This window comes from Streptomyces sp. NPDC103540 (assembly GCF_055584445.1).
This window is the reverse complement of the sequence record NZ_JBVJMA010000002.1, coordinates 290,099-308,386: the sequence shown is the minus strand read 5'-3', so window position 1 is coordinate 308,386 and position 18,288 is coordinate 290,099. Positions and strand designations below refer to the sequence as shown.

Below are 18,288 nucleotides of genomic sequence, written 5' to 3'. Positions count from 1 at the left end.
GACCGGGGTGCCAGGTCAAGGCTTTCGGGTCCCCGTAGCGGCGCCCCTGGCGGCCTCGGTCAACCCCTGGGCCGAGGCCGCCCCCCTCACGCAGTGTCTCGATCAGAGTTCGACACCCCTCGGAAGTGACGAGAATGCCCCAGACGGCCACCCTCACGCGCAGCCCGGACTGGCCCCTCCAGGTCAAGGCCCCCGGCACGCACGACTGGGAACGCACGGCGACCCGTTGGCTGCGGGACCTGCTCCCGGCCCGCTACGGCGGCTACCTGACGCTCACCCGTCACCCGGCACTCCTCGCCCGGCACGTGCAGCTGCAACTCCAGCACGAGATGCGCGCCGTGCGCGTGGCCCTGCACACCAGCCGCGCCGACCTGCCGACCATGGGCGTGGCCGAGTCCGTCATCGAGAACGCGATCCGGATGTACGCCATCGAACTCGACCAGCTCGGCCGGCTGTCCCGGGGCGTCCGCCTGGTCTCCGAGGCCCTCCTGACGTCGGCGACCCCGCCGGGTCAGCGCAGGCGCTGACCCGACGGGGTCCGTCGGGCCCGGACGTCGGGCCCGGAGGCCGGGGCCGGGCGTCGGTCAGGGCCGACGGCCCCTTCGCGTCAGGCCTGGCACAGGCCGCGCGTCCAGTCGTACGTCGCGGTGGCCTGGGAGTACTTCCACTGCGGGGCCAGCAGGTCGTTCGCCAACTGACCGGCGGCCTCGGGGCTCTCGACCACGTAGCCGAAGTCCTGGAGCCAGGACGGGTAGAGGTTCTTCGAACCGATGTAGAAGGCCGAGCCGTCCACCGAGACCAGCTTGTGGTGCTGGGCGTAGGGCTTGCCGTCGGCCCACGTCGCCTTCTCGGACGCGCGGAAGGTGGCCAGCTGGAGGTTCTGGCACATCGCGGCCTTCGAGCGGCCCTCGTCGCCGGTCAGCGCCGTGAGCCGGCCGCGCAGCGCGTCGCTCACCTCGGACAGCGACTTGATCTGGGAGTAGCCGTCACTGCCGATCGCGCCGCGGTTGGCCGGGTCGCTGACGACGATGCGGACCTTCACACCGGCCACGAGCTTCGCGGCGAGCGCGTCGTAGAGCCGCACGTCGTAGCGGGGCAGCGGCGGGCAGGTCGCGTTCACGTCCTGCTGGGAGATCTCGATGTGCGAGGTGGCGCCGGAGACCAGGGCGCGCAGGGCGCTCTCCTCCGGGTTGACGGTGTCGTAGTCCCGGTCGGTGTTGGTGAGGTCGCGCACGCCGACGATCCCGCACTTGGTGTCGGGCGCCGTCGGCAGGGTGGGACGGAACGTCGAGGTCGGGTCGTTCTGGCGGATGCCGACGCCGAGGCCGCCGACCGCGAGGGCCGGGACGTTCCCGCCGCCCGCGGGGGCCGGGTCGCGGGGCAGGGTCGGCAGGCAGCCGGCGCCGTTCGTGGAGGCGAACCAGACGCTCGACCAGCTGCTCTTGTTGCGGCAGGTCCAGTCCCAGAGGGTGTCGAGGTAGCGGCCGGCCGAACCGGCCGCCGGACCCGACAGCGCGAGGTCGACGTCGTTCACCGGGTGCGCGGTGTCGAGGTAGTCGTCCTTCCAGCTGTTGATGCCGCCGGTGATGACCGAGGCGCCGTCCACGACCACCAGCTTGGAGTGGTTCCAGGAGAAGCTCGTCTTCGAGGTCGTCATCGACGCCACGTTGAGGGTGATGTTCGCGGCGGCCGGGCCCAGCTTGGCGACCAGCTCGTCGCGGTAGGAGGACGGGACCACGTTGGCGTGGTAGATCGGCGCGGCGCCGACCATGACGCGCACCTGGAGCCGGTTGCCCCGCTGGACGGACTCCTTCAGGCCGGCCACGATCGCGTCCTGGAATCCACCGTTGGGGAACGGTGCCAGCGTGGATATGTCCACGCTCTGCCGGGCCCGGGCGATGTCCTCACGGGTCTTGTCGAGGAGCCGGCGCGCACCGGATCGGTCGGCGCAGGTCGGGTCCCCCCAGCAGCCCGGGGTCTGGAGCAGCCAGTCCGAGCCGCCCGGGGTGGAGGCGCCGAGCCGGTTGCCCGACGTGCGCTCCCAGACCGAACCCTCCAGGCCGGGAGAGACCTGACGCAGGGTCCGCTCGATGGCGTCGAGGTGCGGGGTGGGGGAGCCGTCGGCGGCGAAGGCCGGGGTGGTGGGCAGTGCGGCGAGGGAGAGCGCGAAGGCGAGGGCCGCCGAGCGCACGGTGCGTGCCAATGTGGTTCCTTGCATGGGGGTGGCTCGGGTCGAAGACCCCGGAGAGCGGGGCCCGACCTTGATCAACTCGCGCAAGTTACCAGTACGTAGACCGGCGTTCACCTGGAGCGAGCGGTTCCGGCCACGCCGCGGACGGCCCCCGGCCGGCCCCGCCGCCCGGGGCCGGCCGGATGCGTCCGATCGGATGCGTCTCGGCGCGGCGCGGAACGCCGCCGGGGACACGGAGCCCACCCCGCCCTACCTTCGGGGACTGTTCCCTTCCCCCTGTGAAAGGTGCAGCCATGCGCTCCGTACGCTCCGTCCTCACCGCTCTGGCCGCCGGCGCCATCGTCCTCGGCGGCGCCGGCGCCGCGAGCGCCGACGTGAACGTGGACTTCCGGCCGCAGCCCTCCTACACGATCGTCTTCGGCGACTGGCTCCAGTTCGCCGCCGACGACGTGTTCAACGCGGGCCACGACAACACGGTCGGCTCGAACAACTGACGCCGCCCGCGGCCGATCAGATCCACGGGATCAGGTCGGCCGCGTACCGGTGGGCGCGGAAGACGGAGTTCTGGGCGCCGCGCGAGGACTCCAACCCCGTACCCCGGTCGAACGAACCGAACTCCGGCACGACGAACTCCCAGACCACGTCCCCCTCGGGCGTCACCTCGAAGAGCCGCCCGAAGGAACCCTCCGCGATGAACGTGTTGCCGTTCGGCAGCCGCTGCGCGCTCGACATGTACGGGCTGAAGAAGTTCTGCGGCGGGTTGTCCTCGTACGACCAGACCTCCTCGCCCGTCTTCGGGTCGAGCTCCAGCACCCGCGAGTACGGCACCGAGGTCGTGTCCCGGTAGGTGCCGTTGTCGAACACCAGGATCGTGCCGCCCGGCAGTTCGTGCGGATGGTGCTGCTGCGCCAGCACGTCGGGCCCGATCCGCCAGCGCACGCCGCCGTCGGCCCGGTCGACGGCCACCGTCGTGGACGCGCTGCGGAAGCCCACGATCACGCCCCCGTCGGCGAGTTCGTTCACCGTGTTCGCCATCGGCCAGTGCTCCCGCGCGAAGTGCGGGTTCAGCGGCACCTCCTCGGGATCCAGGTGCTCGATCGCCGCCCAGCGCCACACGATCTCGCCGTCCCAGGTCAGCTCGTACACCACGTCCCCGTAGATCACCCCGCCCGGGGCCTCGGAGCCGGGGATGCCGCCGCGGATGCGGGCGGCGTCGGCGGGTGCCAGCGGCTCCACCGCGCCGATCAGCAGGTTCCCGTTGCGCAGGATCGTCGCGTCGTGGTGGTGGAACGGGTGGCGGACCTCGCGCAGCACCGTCGAGTCGGGTGCGAGGAGTTGCAGGATGCCGCCGTGGTAGACGTCCCAGATGGGGAAGAGGCTCGGTCCCGAGGTGTCCTTGGCGGCGTAGAAGAGCGTGCCGTCCGGCAGGAGCTGCGCCTGCCGGCCCGGCGGGTGCGGCGAGGTCCAGGTGTGCGCGGAGCGGCCCTCGATGTCCACGAGGTGGATCACGCCCTCACTGGTGATCGGCGTGTAGAGGGTGTACCCGCCGAAGCTCCGGGCGGGATCGTGCGCGCGCAGGCCGGTGCCCCGGCGGCGCAGGGTGTTCTGGTCGACGGTCATGGGGAACTCCTCGAATCGGCGGGCGGGGGGAGGGGGATGGGGTGCGGGGACGGGGCGGAGGTCAGGACACGGTGACGGCGGCGGGGTCGGCGGCCTTGAGCGGGCCGGGCCGCAGCCGTTCCCGCAGGGCCGAGGCGTCGGCGGAACCGGGCAGGGACTGCGCGGCCTTGGCCCAGGCGGCCTCGTCCGCCAACTGGGTCACCAGCTCCGGCGACAGGCTCGCGCCGTAGGTGTAGCGGGGCTGGAAGGCCTCGACGTACGGGGCCTGGAGGGCGCCCTTCGACTGGGCGACGACGGCCGCGCGGGCGGCGGCCGGGTCGGCCGCGGCGGCCTGCTGGGCCCGCAGCACGGCGCGCAGCACCGCGGTGGTCGTCGCGTCGTCCGCCGAGGGCCCGGCGATGAGCAGGGTGCGGGCGGTGTAGCCGGAGAAGGGCAGCTCGGCGTAGCGGTCGGCGAGGGCGGTACGGGCGGCCTCGTAGAAGCTGGGGAAGGTGACGCCGGCGTCGACGTCCCCGCGGGCGAGGGCGGCGGGGACCTGGTTCGGGGACAGGTTCACGAGGGTCACGTCCGCCGCCGTCAGCCGGCCCGCGGCCAGCATCCGCGAGAGCGCGTACTCGACGTTCGTGCCCTGCGGGACGCCGATCCGGCGGCCCTTCAGCGCGTCGAAGCCGCCGATGCCCCGGTCGGTCCGGGTCAGCAGGCGCCAGTCAGAGAAGCGCGACAGGTCCGCGACGATCCGTACGTCGCGCCCGGTCAGCGCGGCCGTGACGGCCGGCAGGTCGCCGACGACCCCGAAGCGCGCCTGACCGCCGAGCACGGCGTTGAGGGCGTCCCTGCCGGTGGGCAGGGTGGTCACGGTGGCGTCGAGGCCTTCCGCCGACCACAGCCCGCGCTCCTGTGCCAGGTGGACCGGAGCGCCGCCGAGGTGGTCGCTGCCGGCCAGGGTCACGGCGGCGCGGCCCGCGCCCGAGGGGGATCCGGAGCCGCCGGCGGAACCGTCGCCGCAGGCGCCGACGAGCAGGGAGAACAGGGCGGCCAACGCCACGGCTGCCACCGCGCGGGGTCTGGACGTGGAGCGGGTTGTGGACATGGGAAGGGTCCTTCCGGGGACGCGAGGGCCTCGCGGGACGGGAGAGCGGGGTGAGGTGAGGGAGGGGGAAGGGGGGAAGTGGGGAAGGGGCGGGGCAGGGCGGTGAGGCGTGGGTCAGGGGGAACCGAGGTGGCGGGCGATCTCCGCCCGCAGCACGGGGTCGGGCGTCCCGGCGGGCACCGGATGATCGGCCAGCACCCGCCCGGGGGAGCCGCCGAGGACCACGACCCGCTCGGCCAGGGCCAGCGCCTCGTCGATGTCGTGCGTGACGAACAGCACCGTGGTGCCGCTGCGCCGCCACAGCTCCCGCAACAGGTCCTGCATCCGGGTCCGGGTCAGGGCGTCCAGCGCCCCGAACGGCTCGTCCATCAAAAGCACTTCGGGCCGCGCGGCCAACGCCCGCGCCAGGGCGACGCGCTGCTGCATGCCACCGGACAACTGCGCGGGGTACTTGTCGGCGCCCTGCGCCAGGCCCACCTCCGCGAGCAGCTCCAGGGCCCGTTCGCGGCGTTCGCCGCGCGTCAGCCCGAGCCGCTTCAGGGCGAACTCGACGTTGCCCCGCGCGGTGCGCCACGGGAACAGCGCGTAGTGCTGGAAGACCACGCCCCGGTCGGGACCAGGCCCGCGCACGGGCTCGCCGCCGGCGCTCACCCGCCCGGCCGCCGGGTGTACGAACCCGGCCACGGTGTTGAGCACCGTGGACTTCCCGCACCCGCTGGGACCCAGCAGCGCCGTGAACGAGCCCGCGGGGAAGACCAGGTCGGTGCGCTCCAGCACCGGGGCCGAGCCGTAGCCGACAATCAGCCCCTCCAGACGTACCTCGCGGCTCATGACGCGCTCCAGTGCGTGAGGCGACGGCCGATGCCGGCCAGCAGCGCGTCCACGGCCACGCCCAGCAGCCCGAGGACGAGCAGCCCCGCGAACATCCGGTCCACGCGCAGGAACTGCCCGTCCACCTGGAGCCGGTAGGCCAACCCGCTGTCGGCCCCGCCCAACTCGGCGGCGACCAGGGCCAGCAGGGCCACGGACGCCCCGTAGCGCAGGGCCGCCAGCAGCGCGGGCGCCGCCGCCGGCAGCAGGACCTCGGTGAAACGCCGGTGCAGCGGCGCCCCCAGCGAGCGGGCGGCCCGCAGGTGCGACACCGGCACGCGCGAGACCCCGTCGTGCACGTACAACCAGACCGCGAGGAGGACGGCGTAGGCGATCAGCAGCCGCTTGGCGTTCTCGCCGATGCCGAACCAGGCGGTCGCCAGCGGCACGAGCGCGATGGCGGGGATGGGCCGCAGGAACGACACCACCGGAGTGACGGCGGCCGACAGCCTCGGCAGGTAGCCGGTGGCGAAGCCGAGGGCGGAGCCGGCCACCGCGCCGATCGCGAACCCCTGACCGGCACGGGCCAGGCTGGCACCGAGGTCCGAGGCCAACACCCCGCTGCGGGCGCCGTCCACCAGCGCCGCCGCCGTGGCGGCGGGCGTGGGCAGCAGCCCCGGGGCCACCGCGCCGGACCAGGCGACCAGGGACCAGAGCGCGAGCACCGCGCCGGCCGCGCCGACGGCGGGGCCGAGCCGACCCGGGGCCCGGCCCGTGGGGGTGGGGGTGGAGTGCACGCGAGGCTCCTCGTTCGTCTCGTACGCGTACGGCGCGGCCGACTGGCGCGATGCCGTACATAAGCAGGGTCAATAATTGACGACGCTTATGAAGCTGGTGTTTCAGCAGTACGAAACGTTTCGGGCCCACCCGGGCCCCGAGGGTCGATGAGGTACGTTCACCTGCGTGTCCCGACCCGAACCCACCCCCGAGGCGATCGAGGTAGGCCGGGCGATCCGCGCCTGTCGCACGGCGCGCCGCGTCTCCATGGCCGTGCTCGCCGACCGCTCGGGCCTCTCGCAGCCCTTCCTCAGCCAACTCGAACGGGGGCTGGCCACTCCCAGCCTCAGTTCGATCTACCGCATAGCCGAGGCACTCGACGTCACCCCCGGCACCTTCCTGCGCCCGCCGGACCGGCCCGGCGTCGTCAGCCACGAGAGCGACCCCCAGGTGATCCGCGTGACGGAGACCGGCGGCCAGGTCGCCCAGGTCCTCATCCCCGGCGGACGCAGCGGCCTGATGGAGGCCTACGAGCACCACTTCGAACCGGGCCGGGGCGAGCGCGGCTGGTTCCACCACCCCGGCGAGGACTTCCTCTACGTGCTGGAGGGCGAGGTCCTCCTGGAGGTCGAGGGGGAGGAACCACTGCTGCTGCGCGCCGGCCAGAGCGCCCACCACCGCGGCGACCTCCCCCACCGCTGCACCCTGCCCACCCCGGACCGGGCCGCCCGTACCCTCCTGGTCATCGCGAACGCCTGAGCGTCCCGGGCGGGTCAGGACAGGCGCGTGACCCGCGCGCCGAACGAGGGCCCGACGAGGTCCGAGGCCACCGCGACCGGCACGGCCTTGGCCCCGGCCCCGTCGCCGATGGTCAACACGCCCACCTCGGTGCCCGCCTTGGCCTCGCGCGGCACGGGGCCGGCGCCCGTGCCGAGGGTCAGCCGCAGTCGCTGGCCCGGGACCCCGATCGCGGCGACGTCCTTGGTCGCGACCAGCGCGGTCGTACCGCCGAGCCCGTCGGAGACGTGCCCCACGACCTCTCCCTTGCGGATCACCGGAGTCGAGGCGAGGGCCGTCCGTACGGCCTCGATGACCTTGCGGCTGTTCTCCTTCACCAGGGTCAGGCTGTTCGCGCCGTCCGGGTCGGGGCCGTCGACGTGCTGGTCCATCATCGTGCCGAGGATCAGCGGGGTCTCGTCCCCGACCGTCTTGTACGCCGCCCACATCAGGGTGCCGCCGGCCGGGGTGCTCGATCCGGTCTTGATGCCCTTGATGCTCAGGCCGGGGGCGAGGAGCAGGTTGTCGTTGTTGTTGTTGATCGGCTTGGGCAGCCCCTCGATGGTCGCGTTCGGCATCGCCACGACCGCGCGGAAGGCCTCCTCCTTCATCACCGCCTCCGCCAGCTTGAGTTGGTCGACGGCGGTGCTGACGGTGCCGGCGTCCAGGCCGCTGGGGTCCGTGTACGTGGTGTTCGTCATCCCGAGTTCCTTGGCGGCGGCGTTCATCTTCGCGACGAACGCGGCCTCGGAGTCGGTTCCGGTGTCCCAACGGGCCAGCAGGCGGGCGACGTTGTTGCCCGACGGGATCATCAACATCTTGATCATGTCCAGCTGGCTGTACTTCGCCCCCGCGGTGAGGCCCTCGATGCGGGACTCGTGCTCGGAGGTGCCGTCCGCCACGGCCTTGGCGTCCACCTCGATCCTCGGGCCGGGATCGTTCTTGCGCAGCGGGTGCCCCTTGAGGACCACGTACGCGGTCATCACCTTGGCCACGCTGGCCGTCGGCACCGGCTTCTGCTCCCCGAAGACGCCGATGTCGCCGGAACCGGGGACGCGGACGGCGGCCTGGCCCTTGGCGGGCCACGGTATCGGGGTCGTGCCGTCGACGGTGCGGCCGTCCTGCTCGACGACGAGGCGCGGTTCGGGGACCGGGCGCAGCATCTGACCCCCGACGACGCCGGCGGCGAGCAGCAGCACGAGGGGCGTCCACACCTTCACGCGGCGGGTGAGGGTGCGGCGCGTGGTCTCCGGCGGGGGAGCGGTGTTGGTCAGCTCGGCGAGCAGCTCCAACGGGGGCAGCGGGGCCTCGCGCGTCGTCTCCGGGTGGAAGGCGGGCGCGGGTGCCGGTGCGGGTGCCGGTGCGGGTACGGGCGTGGCCGGGCGTACGGGCGCCGGCTTCGGGACGGGCCGCTGCCCGAGTTCGCGCAGGGGGAGGAACTCGCTCGTGCGCTCGGCGTCACGCTCCGGGCCACGCCCCGCGTCACCGGTCCGCCCCCGCGTGCCGGCGCCCGCCGCCGGGGCGCCGTCCGCGCCCCCGTCCCCCTTCGGCTCGGGCTCGGACGCCCACTTCGGGGCCCGTGCCGCCTCCGCCTCCGCCTCCGGCTCCGGTGCCGGAGTCGGAGCCGGGGCCGGGGCCGGAGCCGGGGCGGAAGCGGCCTCCGCGTCCGGCTCCACGTCCGGCTCCGCGTCCGCCTCCGGCTGCGAGTCCGGCTCCGCGTCCGGGTCCCGCCGGGACCCCGGGGCAGTGCTCGCGCCCGCTTCCGCGCCCGGCTCCGGCTCCGCGTCCGCGCCCGCGCCCGCTTCCGAGTCCGCGCCCGACCTCGCGCCCGCTTCCGAGTCCGGCTCCGCGCCCGACCGCGCGCCCGCGTCCGGGTCGTGCTCCGCGCCCGACTCCGGGTCCGGGGCCGCCTCCGGTCCGGCCTTCGGCTTCGGCTCCGCATCGGCCGCCCCCGTCGCCGCGGACTCCGCTTCCGACTCCGCCTCGGTGGCCGAGATCGCCGCGGAGTCCGCTTCCGGCTTCGGCGAGGACGCCGACGCGCGCTCCGCCCCCGCCTCCGGCGTGGAAGCCGGATCGGATTCCGTTTCTGCATCCCCGTCAGGGCCCTCGGTGGCCGTCGGCTCCGCGTCGGCGGCGGAAGCCGCCGCGCCGGGTGCCGCCTCCGCGGCTTCCTCCGGCGCGGAGTCCGCCTCGGGGGCGGGCTCTCGCGCGGGCCCGCCCGGGTCGGTCCCCGCCTCGGGGTCGGCCCCGGGGTCGGCCCCGGAGGCGGATTCCGCTTCCGTGTCGGAGGTGGGGTTCTCGTGGGACTCCGGGCTCTCGCCCGAGGGTGACGCGGCGTCCGTGTCCGCTGCCGTCGGCAGGGTCGGCTCCCGCTCGGCCCCCGCCCCTTCCGCTTCCGCTTCCGCTCCCGCGCCCGCCGCGACGGCGTCCGGTCGATCGGCGTCGGGACGTCGATCCTCGTGCTTCCCCTCCACGCTGGAGGGCCCTTCAGGCTCCCGCCCCGACACGCCCGCCCCCGTCACCGTCTCCGCCTTCATCCCGCGCCCCACCTTGCTCTTCACACCCGGACCGGCCGGTTCTTCGTCCACGTCGACGGCCGTCGACCGGCCGTCGATCACCTAGATGCCCCCGCCGGCCCGCGCGTTCCGTTCGCCGACGGCTGTGACGGTTCGGTCATACTCCGCCCGGTTTGACGAGTCGCCAGAGACTCTGCACTATTCCACTAACGTGTTAGTGGAATGAGGTGGAGATGATGGAGTTCCGGGTCGACCGGCGCAGCGGCGTCGCCACCTATCTGCAGCTCGTCACGCAGGTCAAACAGGCCCTGCGGCTCGGTGTACTCGAACCGGGCGACCGGCTGCCGACGGCCCGCGAGGTGGTCGCGGCCACCGCGATCAACCCCAACACCGTCCTCAAGGCGTACCGGGAGCTGGAGCGCGAGGGCCTCGTCGAACCGCGCCCCGGCTCGGGCACCTTCGTACGACGCTCGCTCTCCCGCCCCGAGGCGGCGGCGGATTCGCCGCTGCGCCTCGCCCTCGCCGCCTGGATGAGCCAGGCCCGCGAGGCGGGACTCGGCCGAGAGGACATCACGGCGCTCATCGCGGCGGCCGTGGACGAAAGCTTCAGCACGACCTCCGGGCCAGGGCCCGGACCGTCCAGAGAGGAAACGGCGTGAGCGATCCGACCCACGCTCCGGCCCTGAGGGCGACGCGGCTCGGAAGGGAGTTCGGCGGTCGGGCGGCCCTGCGCGGGTGCGACCTCGAACTGCCCGCCGGGCGCGTCACCGCCCTCGTCGGCCCCAACGGGGCGGGCAAGAGCACCCTGCTCCAGCTGGCCGCCGGCCTGATGCGGCCGACCAGCGGAGAGATACGGGTCTTCGGCGAGGCCCCCGGCACCGCGCGGGCCCGCCGGAGCACCGCCTTCCTCGCGCAGGAGAAACCGCTCCACGCCCGCTTCACCGTCGCGGACACCCTGCGCATGGGGCGCGCGCTCAACCCGGGCCGCTGGGACCAGGGCGTCGCGGAGAAGCTGGTACGCGCCGGGAACATCCCCTCCGGCGCACGGATCGGCTCCCTCTCGGGCGGCAGCCGGACCCGGGTCGCGCTGGCCCTCGTCCTCGGCAAGCGGGCCGATCTGCTGCTCCTCGACGAACCCCTGGCCGACCTCGACCCGCTCGCCCGGCACGAGGTGATGGCCCACCTGATGACGGAGGCCGCCGACCGGGGGACCGCCATCGTCATGTCCTCGCACGTGCTGGCCGAGCTGGAGGACGTCTGCGACCACGTGCTGTTGCTGGGGGACGGAGTCCCGCGACTGAGCGGCGACGTCCAGGAACTGTGCGACGCGCACGTACGGATCACCGGCCGCGCCGATCCGATGGAGCGCGACGGGCTGCCCCGCGACTTCGACCGGAGCACCCTCGTGCACGCCGCCGTCGGCGGCCGTCAGGTCACGGCCCTCGTACGCCGTGCGGCGCCCGGCGCCGCCCTGCCCACGGACGACGACGACCGCTGGATCACCGAAACCCCCTCATTGGAAACCCTCTTGCTGGCACATCTGCGCGTCCCCGACCCCGCCGCGTCCGAGGGGGTCGCCGCGTGAAGGGCGCCCTGTGGTTGGCCTGGCGCCAGCAGCGCGCGATGATCCTGACCGGCGCGGTCCTGCTGCTGGTCTGCGCGGGGGTGGTGGCGTACCGCCGCTCCGAGATGACGGCGCTGATCGACGCCTACGGATGGGTGCCCTGCAAGGGGTGGAACGGCGGCTGCGAGAGCCCCGCCACCTTCGAGATCATGACCGGCAACAGCACCGGGATCCGGCTGCTCGGCACCGTCGGTCTGGCCCTCCCGGCCTTCATCGGCGTGTTCTGGGGAGCCCCGCTCCTGGGGCGCGAGATGGAGAGCGGCACCTTCAAGGTGGCCCTGACCCAGGGCATCGGCCCGCGCGGCTGGTTCGCCGCGCGGTTCGGCCTCGCGGCGCTGTGCACGGTGTTCGCCACCACCGTCGTCGGAGCCCTCGTCGCCTGGTGGTGGGCGCCGATCTCCAACACCCTCGACGGTCCCTACTGGCACGAGGCGCCGATCTACAACGCCACCGGCCCGGCCTCCGTGGCCTGCGCCCTGTTCGCCCTCGCCGCCGGCACCCTCGCCGGTCTGACGACGCGCCGGGTGCTGCCCGCCATGGGCGTGACCCTCGCGGCCGTCGCCTCGGTGATGGTCCTGGCCCGCTACTTCCGCGGCGACTGGATCGACCCGGAGACCCGGATCACCCCCGGCATGACGCCCAAACGGCCGGTGGGCAGCGCCTGGTCGACCGGCGAGTTCGGCTACCTGACGCCCGACGGGCGCGAGCACTCCATCTGGAACGTCTGCCAGACGTCCGGCGAGGAGCTGCGGCAGTGCATGGCGGAACACGATTTCGTCGCCCGGTACCACAAGGTGTATCCCAGTGCCGATTTCTGGACATTCCAGTGGATCGAGACGGCCCTCTACCTCGGGCTCGGGGCCGTCCTCGTGACCCTGACCCTGCTCGTCCTGCGCAGGCGCACCGCCTGACCGCACACCGACCGCACCGCACCGGCCCCCCCACCGCAACCGCGAACCGCCACCGCACCGCAACCCCCACCACCACCGCACCGTTCCCGTTCCACAGGGGAGATCCCTCATGGCCACGAAGAAGAACCTGACCGCCGACCGCACCGGCGTCGCCCACAAGGTCCGCTACGCGATCGGCAATCCCACCCGCATCGCCCCGTACGTCCGTCGGGCCGCCCGCGACCGCTGGCTGCGCCTCAAGCACCCCGACCACGTGGCCTACTACCGGGCCGTCATGGCGTCCGACACCGCCCGCAACCCGGAGGCGGCGGTCGGCAGTCAGACCCACGACCGCTGGCTGGCGCTCGGCAAGATGCAGTTCGACTACCTGGCGGAGCACGGGCTGGCCCCCGCCCACCGGATGCTCGACATCGGCTGCGGCAACCTGCGTGCGGGCTGGCGCTTCATCGAGCACCTCCACACGGGCCACTACTACGGCATCGACATCTCGCCCGACATCCTCATCGACGCGAAGCGGACCCTCGTCGGACGCGGTCTCCAGGACAAGCTGCCGCACCTGACCATCACCCAGGACCTGACCCTGGACTTCCTGCCCGACCGCCACTTCGACGTGGTCCACGCGCACAGCGTGTTCTCCCACTCGCCGATCGGGATCATCGACGAGTGCCTGGCCCACGTGGAGCGCATCCTGACCCCGGGCGGCTGGTTCGACTTCACCTTCGACCGCACCGAGGGGACAGAGCACCACGTGTTGCGCGAGGACTTCTACTACCGGACGGAGACCCTCGTCGCCCTGGCCGCCAAACACGGTTTGACCGCACGGTTCATGGACGACTGGGAGCGGTTGGGGCACGGCCAGTCCAAGATCCGCGTCACCGTCCGCTGATCGGGGCCGGCGGACGCGTACGCCGGCACGGCCCGGTCGGGAAGCCCGCGCGGCGGCTCCCCGACCGGGCCGTGTCCGTACCGGCCACGTCGGGCCGTGTCCGTACCGGCCGCAGGCCCTCGCCCGGGTGCTCAAAACTGCTTGGTACCGGACGACTTCGAGCAGGTTCCTTCAAATCGGGTACGCCGGTCCGCTATCTTGCCGGGTGCATGCCAACGGCGGTGTGGCCGCCGCGGTGTGCCCGCGATCCGGACCGGCACGAGGAGCTGCCCGATGAAATGGACCACGCGGCACGACCCCCCACCCTTCCTCCCGCATCCGCGCCCCGCCCGCTTACGCCGCAGGGCCCGCCTCGCGGCCCTGGTCGCCGCCGCGCTCGCGGCCGCCGGCCTCGCCGCCGCCGGGCCCGCCACGGCGCGGGCCTCCGCCGCGCCCGAGACCACGGCCGGCTCGGCGACCGGCCTCACCCGCTCGGGCGCCACCTTCACCATCGCCACCACCAGCGGGGCCAAGGCGCGCGTGGTCGTCGCCCGCGCGGACATCTTCCGGCTCTGGCTGTCGCCCGACGGTTCCTTCACCGACGATCCGGCCCGCAAGGACCTCGCCCCCACCACCGACTTCGGCCCCGTCGAGGCCTCCTGGACGGACGCGGGAGCGTACTACCGGATCACCACCGGGGCCCTGTCCATCCGGGTGAACAAATCGCCCCTCACCTTCTCCGTCTACCGCGCCGACGACTCCACGCCCGTCTGGCGGGAGACCCGGCCCACCACCTGGGGCGGCGGAAAGACCACCCAGTACCTCGCGCGCGGCGCCGACGAGCAGTTCTACGGAACCGGCCTGCGCCTCGGCGAATGGGCCCTGCGCGACAAGACCGTGCCGGTCGCCGTCGACAACAGGTGGCGCGAGAACGACAACGCCAGCCCGGCGCCCTTCTACATGTCCACCAACCGCTACGGCGTCATGCGCAACACCTGGGCCCCCGGCTCGTACTCCTTCGGCGCCCCCACCGCCCTCACCCACGACGAGAACCGCTTCGACGCCTGGTACTTCACCGGCGACTCGCTCAAATCCGTCCTCGACGCCTACACCGACGTGAGCGGCAAGCCCTTCCTCGCCCCCCACTGGGGCTTCGAACTCGGCAACGCCGACTGCTTCAACGCCTCCAACCCCGACTACCAGGGCGATCACGGACGGGCCCGCCACCAGACCACCCCCGACGTCGTCGGCTACGCCGCCGACGCCCGGGCCGCCGACATGCCCTCGGGCTGGTTCCTGCCCAACGACGGCTACGGCTGCGGATACACCGCGCCCCTGAAGTCCACCGTCGACGCGCTGAAGGCCAAGGGGTTCCAGACCGGCCTGTGGACCTCCACCGGCCTCGGCTCGATCGCCGACGAGGTGGGCACGGCCGGCAGCAGGGGGGTCAAGACCGACGTCGCCTGGATCGGAGCCGGCTACAAGTACGCCTTCGACGGGGTCCGACAGGCCGTCGACGGCATCGAGAAGAACTCCGACGCCCGCCGCTTCGTGTGGACCGTCGACGGCTGGGCCGGCACCCAGCGCAACGCCGTCGTCTGGACCGGCGACACCCACGGCACCTGGGACGACATGCGCTGGCACGTCCCCGCCCTCGCCGGCGCGGGCCTGTCCGCCCTCAACTACGCCGCCGGTGACGTCGACGGAATCTTCGGCGGCAGCCCGAAGACGTACGCCCGCGACCTCCAGTGGAAGGCCTTCACCCCCGCCTTCATGACCATGTCCGGCTGGGGCGCCACCAACCCCCAGGCCGGCTACCAGGACAAGCAGCCCTGGCGGTTCGCCGAACCGTACCTGTCGATCAACCGCAAGTACCTCCAACTGAAGATGCGGCTGATGCCGTACCTGTACACGATGAGCCGCACCGCCCACGAGAGCGGCGTCCCCAGCACCCGCGCGATGGTCCTCGAACACCCCGACGACCCGGTGGCCCGGGGCAACCTCACCAGCGGCCAGTTCATGGCCGGCGACTCCTTCCTCGTCGCCCCCGTCGTCTCCGACACCACCGTCCGCGACGGCATCTACCTGCCCGCCGGGACCTGGACGGACTACTGGACCGGTCGGACGTACACCGGCCCGGGGTGGCTGAACGGTTACCGGGCGCCCCTCGACACCCTGCCGCTGTTCGTCAAGGGCGGGGCGATCGTCCCCATGTGGCCGCAGATGAACCACACGGGGGAGAAGCCCGTCTCCACCCTGACGTACGACATCCACCCGCGCGGCACCTCCACCTTCAGCCTCTACGAGGACGACGGCCGCACCCGCGCGCACCTGACCGGCGCCTACGCCCGCCAGCGCGTCGACGTCACCGCCCCCACCGCCGGCCGGGGCACCGTCACCGTCTCGGTCGGCGCCCCCACCGGCACCTACGCCGGGCAACCGGCCGCACGGGGCTACGAGTTCAGCCTCCACGTCGCCACCGCCCCCACCGCCCTGGCCGTCGACGGCGTCCCCCAGACCCGGCACGCCACCAAGGCGGCCCTCGACGCCGCCGGCACCGGCTGGTTCCACGACCCCGCCGACCGGGCCGGGATCCTGTGGGTGAAGACCGGCACCAAGGCCGGCGCCTTCACCGTGACCGCCACCGACACCACCGTCCCGGCCGGCACCCCCGTCCCGACGGGCTCCGCGCCCATCGACCGCGCCGGCTGGAGCCTCGTCTCCGCCGACAGCCAGGAGACCACCGCCGAGAACGGCTCCGCCGCGCGCGCCTTCGACGGCGACCCCGCCACCCACTGGCACACCGCCTGGTCCACCGGCGCCCCCGCCGCGCTCCCGCACGAGATCGTCCTCGACCTCGGGGCCCGCCACTCCGTCGACGGCCTCGGCCACCTGCCCCGGCAGGACGGCGGCGTCAACGGCCGCGTGGGGCGCTACGAGATCTCCGTGTCCGACACCACCACCGACTGGGGTCCACCCGTGGCCACCGGCACCCTCGCCGACACCGCCGCGGCCCAGACCGTCCCCCTCGCCCCCAAGGCCGGACGCTACGTGCGCCTGAAGGCCCTGACCGAAGCGGGCGGCCGCGGGCCCTGGACCAGCGTCGCCGAACTCACCCTCACCGGCCGACCGAGCCCCCTCCCGGCCGACGCCACCCTCGTCGGGGCCGCCTCCGGCCGCTGCGTGGACCTCCCGCACAGCGCCACCGCCCCCGGCACCGAACCCACCCTCTACTCCTGCCACGGCGGGCCCAACCAGCGCTGGACCCTCGGGCCCGACGGCCGGCTGACCGGGCTGTCGGGCGTCTGCCTCGACGGCGCCGACCCGGCGAAGGCCGTCGTCCGGCCCTGCGACGGGAGCCCGGGGCAGAACTGGTCGCCCGGCCCGGACGGCAGCCTGCGCACCGTCGGCCGGTGCCTCGCTCCGGCCGGTTCCGGCACCGTCGACGGGACCCGTCTGACCCTCGGCGCCTGCACGGACACACCGGACCGGCGCTGGACCTTCACCCCCTGAGACACCGCGACACCCGCCCGCCCGTCTCCACCGGGAACGGGCGGGGCCGGGCCGGACACCTCCCCCACGGGTGCCCGGCCCGGGCCGGCGCCGGGTTTCGGATCCCGCTCGCGGGTAAGGCGCCGTACGGGGGCAACCGCACGAAAGGAGCCCGGCCATGGTGACCGAGATCTGGATCCTCGCCGAGGGCACCGGCTACATCCGCGGCACCGACCTCGTCGGATACAAGGTGGAGGCCGTCGACGGATCCATCGGGAAGATCGACAAGCACACCGACGACGTGAGCCGCTCCTACGTGGTCGTGGACACCGGCCCCTGGATCTTCGGCCGGCGCGTGATGATCCCGGCGGGCCTGATCACCCGCGTGGACACCGAGAACGAGACGGTGCACCTGTCGTGCGGCCGCGACCACGTCAAGGACACGCCCGAGTTCGGCAAGGATCAGCACGAGGACGAGCCCACCTACGTGAGCGCGATCGAGAACTACTACACGAACCCCAACACCGGACCCCACATGTGAGGCACCCGCTCAGCGCCCGGGCGTCCGGGACCGACACCCATGCCTTTGGCACGGACCCGGCGCGCGGGCGATCATGCGCCCATGCAATCCGACAAGATCACCGCCGAAGTCACCGCCGCCGCGTCGGGCACCTGGAAGCTCGCCGACCTGGAGGTCAACCGCATCGGCTTCGGCGCGATGCGCCTGCCCCAGACCGGCCCGGCCCTCGTCCACGACGCCGTCCCCCGCGACCGGGACCAGGCCGTCGCCGTCCTGCGCCGCGCCGTGGAGCTCGGCGTCAACCACATCGACACCGCCTCCTACTACTTCTCCCCGCTGCGCTCCGCCAACGAGCTGATCAGGACCGCCCTCGGGCCCTACCCCGACGACCTCGTGATCGCCACCAAGGTCGGTCCGACCCGCGACCCCTCGGGCCGCTGGGCCGAACACGCCCGGTCCGCCGACGCCCTGCGCGGACAGGTCGAGGAGAACCTGCGCCAGCTGGGCCGCGACCACCTCGACCTCGTGAACCTGCGCGTCCTCGGCACCGAGTCCCTCGCCGACCGCTTCGGCGCCCTGGCGGAACTGCGCGACGCCGGACTCGTGCGCCACCTCGGCGTCTCCAACGTCACCCCCGAGCAGCTCGCCGAGGCGCGGACCATCGCGCCCGTCGTCTGCGTACAGAACCCCTACGGCATCGGGATGCGGCCCGACCAGGACGCGTTCGTCCGCTCCTGCGGGGAACAGGGCATCGCCTACGTCCCCTTCTTCTCCATCGCCGCCGCCGCGCGGGAGGCCGGCGCCGGAGCGGCCGAGCACGCGGAACTGTCGGCGGTGGCGCGGGCCCACGGCGCGAGCCCGGCCCAGGTCCGACTGGCCTGGACCCTGAGCCGGGGCCCGCACGTCCTCGCCATCCCCGGCACCGGAGACCCCGAGCACCTCGCCGGGAACGTCGCCGCCGGCGCCCTGTGCCTCACCGAGGAAGACCTCGCCACCCTGGAGCGGCTGCACCAGGCGCCGCCCGCCGCCTGACCCCGCGCGGGTCGGTCGCCCCTCCCGTGACGCCGCGGGGCGGGGGCGGCCACCCGGGCGCCG

General features: G+C 73.5%; 15 protein-coding genes and 1 pseudogene. 10 read left to right on the top strand and 6 right to left on the bottom strand.

What is annotated here, in order from left to right:
• Positions 1-134: 134 nt before the first annotated feature.
• Positions 135-527 carry a hypothetical protein gene (locus ACZ6ZI_RS06005; RefSeq protein ID WP_363059949.1) on the top strand — a complete coding sequence of 131 codons (393 nt, stop codon included), beginning with the start codon at positions 135-137 and terminating at the stop codon, positions 525-527.
• An 80-nt stretch (positions 528-607) separates the two neighbouring features.
• Here the strand turns inward: ACZ6ZI_RS06005 and ACZ6ZI_RS06000 are convergent, their stop codons facing one another.
• Entirely contained in the window at positions 608-2,203 is a 1,596-nt protein-coding gene (locus ACZ6ZI_RS06000) for a phospholipase D-like domain-containing protein (protein ID WP_469516619.1), read from the bottom strand.
• Between the two features lie 281 nt (positions 2,204-2,484).
• Between ACZ6ZI_RS06000 and ACZ6ZI_RS05995 the strand changes: the two genes are divergently transcribed.
• The gene (locus tag ACZ6ZI_RS05995) at positions 2,485-2,685 is read left to right on the top strand and encodes a chaplin (protein ID WP_363059945.1); all 201 of its coding nucleotides are present in this window, start codon (positions 2,485-2,487) and stop codon (positions 2,683-2,685) included.
• 16 nt (positions 2,686-2,701) lie between these two features.
• Here ACZ6ZI_RS05995 and ACZ6ZI_RS05990 read toward each other — a convergent pair whose 3' ends face one another.
• From ACZ6ZI_RS05990 to ACZ6ZI_RS05975, 4 genes are all read right to left on the bottom strand, one after another.
• Positions 2,702-3,811 carry an aryl-sulfate sulfotransferase gene (locus tag ACZ6ZI_RS05990; RefSeq protein WP_469516616.1) on the bottom strand — a complete coding sequence of 370 codons (1,110 nt, stop codon included), beginning with the start codon at positions 3,809-3,811 and terminating at the stop codon, positions 2,702-2,704.
• Positions 3,812-3,872: 61 nt separating this feature from the next.
• Positions 3,873-4,901, bottom strand: coding sequence for an ABC transporter substrate-binding protein (locus ACZ6ZI_RS05985; RefSeq protein ID WP_469516612.1), 1,029 nt, complete (start codon positions 4,899-4,901; stop codon positions 3,873-3,875).
• A gap of 114 nt (positions 4,902-5,015) precedes the next feature.
• On the bottom strand, positions 5,016-5,732 hold the full coding sequence (locus ACZ6ZI_RS05980; protein WP_469516608.1) for an ABC transporter ATP-binding protein: 717 nt from the start codon (positions 5,730-5,732) through the stop codon (positions 5,016-5,018).
• On the bottom strand, positions 5,729-6,508 hold the full coding sequence (locus ACZ6ZI_RS05975; protein ID WP_469516605.1) for an ABC transporter permease: 780 nt from the start codon (positions 6,506-6,508) through the stop codon (positions 5,729-5,731). The genes ACZ6ZI_RS05980 and ACZ6ZI_RS05975 overlap by 4 nt, the downstream gene beginning before the upstream one ends.
• Before the next feature lie 166 nt (positions 6,509-6,674).
• Here ACZ6ZI_RS05975 and ACZ6ZI_RS05970 point away from each other — a divergent pair, with 166 nt between their 5' ends.
• Positions 6,675-7,247: a helix-turn-helix domain-containing protein gene (locus ACZ6ZI_RS05970; protein WP_363059935.1), complete on the top strand. Its 573-nt coding sequence runs from the start codon at positions 6,675-6,677 to the stop codon at positions 7,245-7,247.
• A 14-nt stretch (positions 7,248-7,261) separates the two neighbouring features.
• Here the strand turns inward: ACZ6ZI_RS05970 and ACZ6ZI_RS05965 are convergent, their stop codons facing one another.
• Positions 7,262-9,802: a D-alanyl-D-alanine carboxypeptidase family protein gene (locus ACZ6ZI_RS05965; RefSeq protein ID WP_469516601.1), complete on the bottom strand. Its 2,541-nt coding sequence runs from the start codon at positions 9,800-9,802 to the stop codon at positions 7,262-7,264.
• A gap of 215 nt (positions 9,803-10,017) precedes the next feature.
• Between ACZ6ZI_RS05965 and ACZ6ZI_RS05960 the strand changes: the two genes are divergently transcribed.
• The 7 genes and pseudogenes from ACZ6ZI_RS05960 (at position 10,018) to ACZ6ZI_RS05930 (ending at position 18,225) form a co-directional block, all read left to right on the top strand.
• Entirely contained in the window at positions 10,018-10,440 is a 423-nt protein-coding gene (locus ACZ6ZI_RS05960) for a GntR family transcriptional regulator (protein ID WP_469517643.1), read from the top strand.
• Positions 10,441-10,538: 98 nt separating this feature from the next.
• Positions 10,539-11,366: pseudogene (locus ACZ6ZI_RS05955) on the top strand (ABC transporter ATP-binding protein); the annotation flags it as partial.
• A complete protein-coding gene (locus ACZ6ZI_RS05950; RefSeq protein WP_469516598.1) occupies positions 11,363-12,316 on the top strand; it encodes a transporter in 954 nt (317 codons plus the stop codon). The pseudogene ACZ6ZI_RS05955 and the gene ACZ6ZI_RS05950, both read left to right, overlap by 4 nt.
• Before the next feature lie 109 nt (positions 12,317-12,425).
• Positions 12,426-13,202, top strand: a complete 777-nt coding sequence (locus ACZ6ZI_RS05945; RefSeq protein ID WP_469516594.1) for a class I SAM-dependent methyltransferase — start codon at positions 12,426-12,428, stop codon at positions 13,200-13,202.
• Positions 13,203-13,475: 273 nt separating this feature from the next.
• Complete coding sequence (locus ACZ6ZI_RS05940; RefSeq protein ID WP_469516592.1) at positions 13,476-16,694, top strand: TIM-barrel domain-containing protein; 3,219 nt, start codon at positions 13,476-13,478, stop codon at positions 16,692-16,694.
• 157 nt (positions 16,695-16,851) lie between these two features.
• The gene (locus ACZ6ZI_RS05935; RefSeq protein WP_469516590.1) at positions 16,852-17,214 is read left to right on the top strand and encodes a PRC-barrel domain containing protein; all 363 of its coding nucleotides are present in this window, start codon (positions 16,852-16,854) and stop codon (positions 17,212-17,214) included.
• A gap of 81 nt (positions 17,215-17,295) precedes the next feature.
• Positions 17,296-18,225 (top strand): oxidoreductase, encoded by a 930-nt coding sequence (locus tag ACZ6ZI_RS05930; RefSeq protein WP_469516588.1) that lies wholly within the window; start codon positions 17,296-17,298, stop codon positions 18,223-18,225.
• The last annotated feature ends 63 nt before the right edge of the window (positions 18,226-18,288 follow it).

Coding starts and splice junctions, on each gene's coding strand:
- ACZ6ZI_RS06005 (WP_363059949.1), top strand. CDS start 135: ATGCCCCAGACGGCCACCCTCACGCGCAGCCCGGACTGGCCCCTCCAG.
- ACZ6ZI_RS05995 (WP_363059945.1), top strand. CDS start 2,485: ATGCGCTCCGTACGCTCCGTCCTCACCGCTCTGGCCGCCGGCGCCATC.
- ACZ6ZI_RS05990 (WP_469516616.1), bottom strand. CDS start 3,811: ATGACCGTCGACCAGAACACCCTGCGCCGCCGGGGCACCGGCCTGCGC.
- ACZ6ZI_RS05985 (WP_469516612.1), bottom strand. CDS start 4,901: ATGTCCACAACCCGCTCCACGTCCAGACCCCGCGCGGTGGCAGCCGTG.
- ACZ6ZI_RS05980 (WP_469516608.1), bottom strand. CDS start 5,732: ATGAGCCGCGAGGTACGTCTGGAGGGGCTGATTGTCGGCTACGGCTCG.
- ACZ6ZI_RS05965 (WP_469516601.1), bottom strand. CDS start 9,802: ATGAAGGCGGAGACGGTGACGGGGGCGGGCGTGTCGGGGCGGGAGCCT.
- ACZ6ZI_RS05960 (WP_469517643.1), top strand. CDS start 10,018: ATGGAGTTCCGGGTCGACCGGCGCAGCGGCGTCGCCACCTATCTGCAG.
- ACZ6ZI_RS05945 (WP_469516594.1), top strand. CDS start 12,426: ATGGCCACGAAGAAGAACCTGACCGCCGACCGCACCGGCGTCGCCCAC.
- ACZ6ZI_RS05940 (WP_469516592.1), top strand. CDS start 13,476: ATGAAATGGACCACGCGGCACGACCCCCCACCCTTCCTCCCGCATCCG.
- ACZ6ZI_RS05935 (WP_469516590.1), top strand. CDS start 16,852: ATGGTGACCGAGATCTGGATCCTCGCCGAGGGCACCGGCTACATCCGC.
- ACZ6ZI_RS05930 (WP_469516588.1), top strand. CDS start 17,296: ATGCAATCCGACAAGATCACCGCCGAAGTCACCGCCGCCGCGTCGGGC.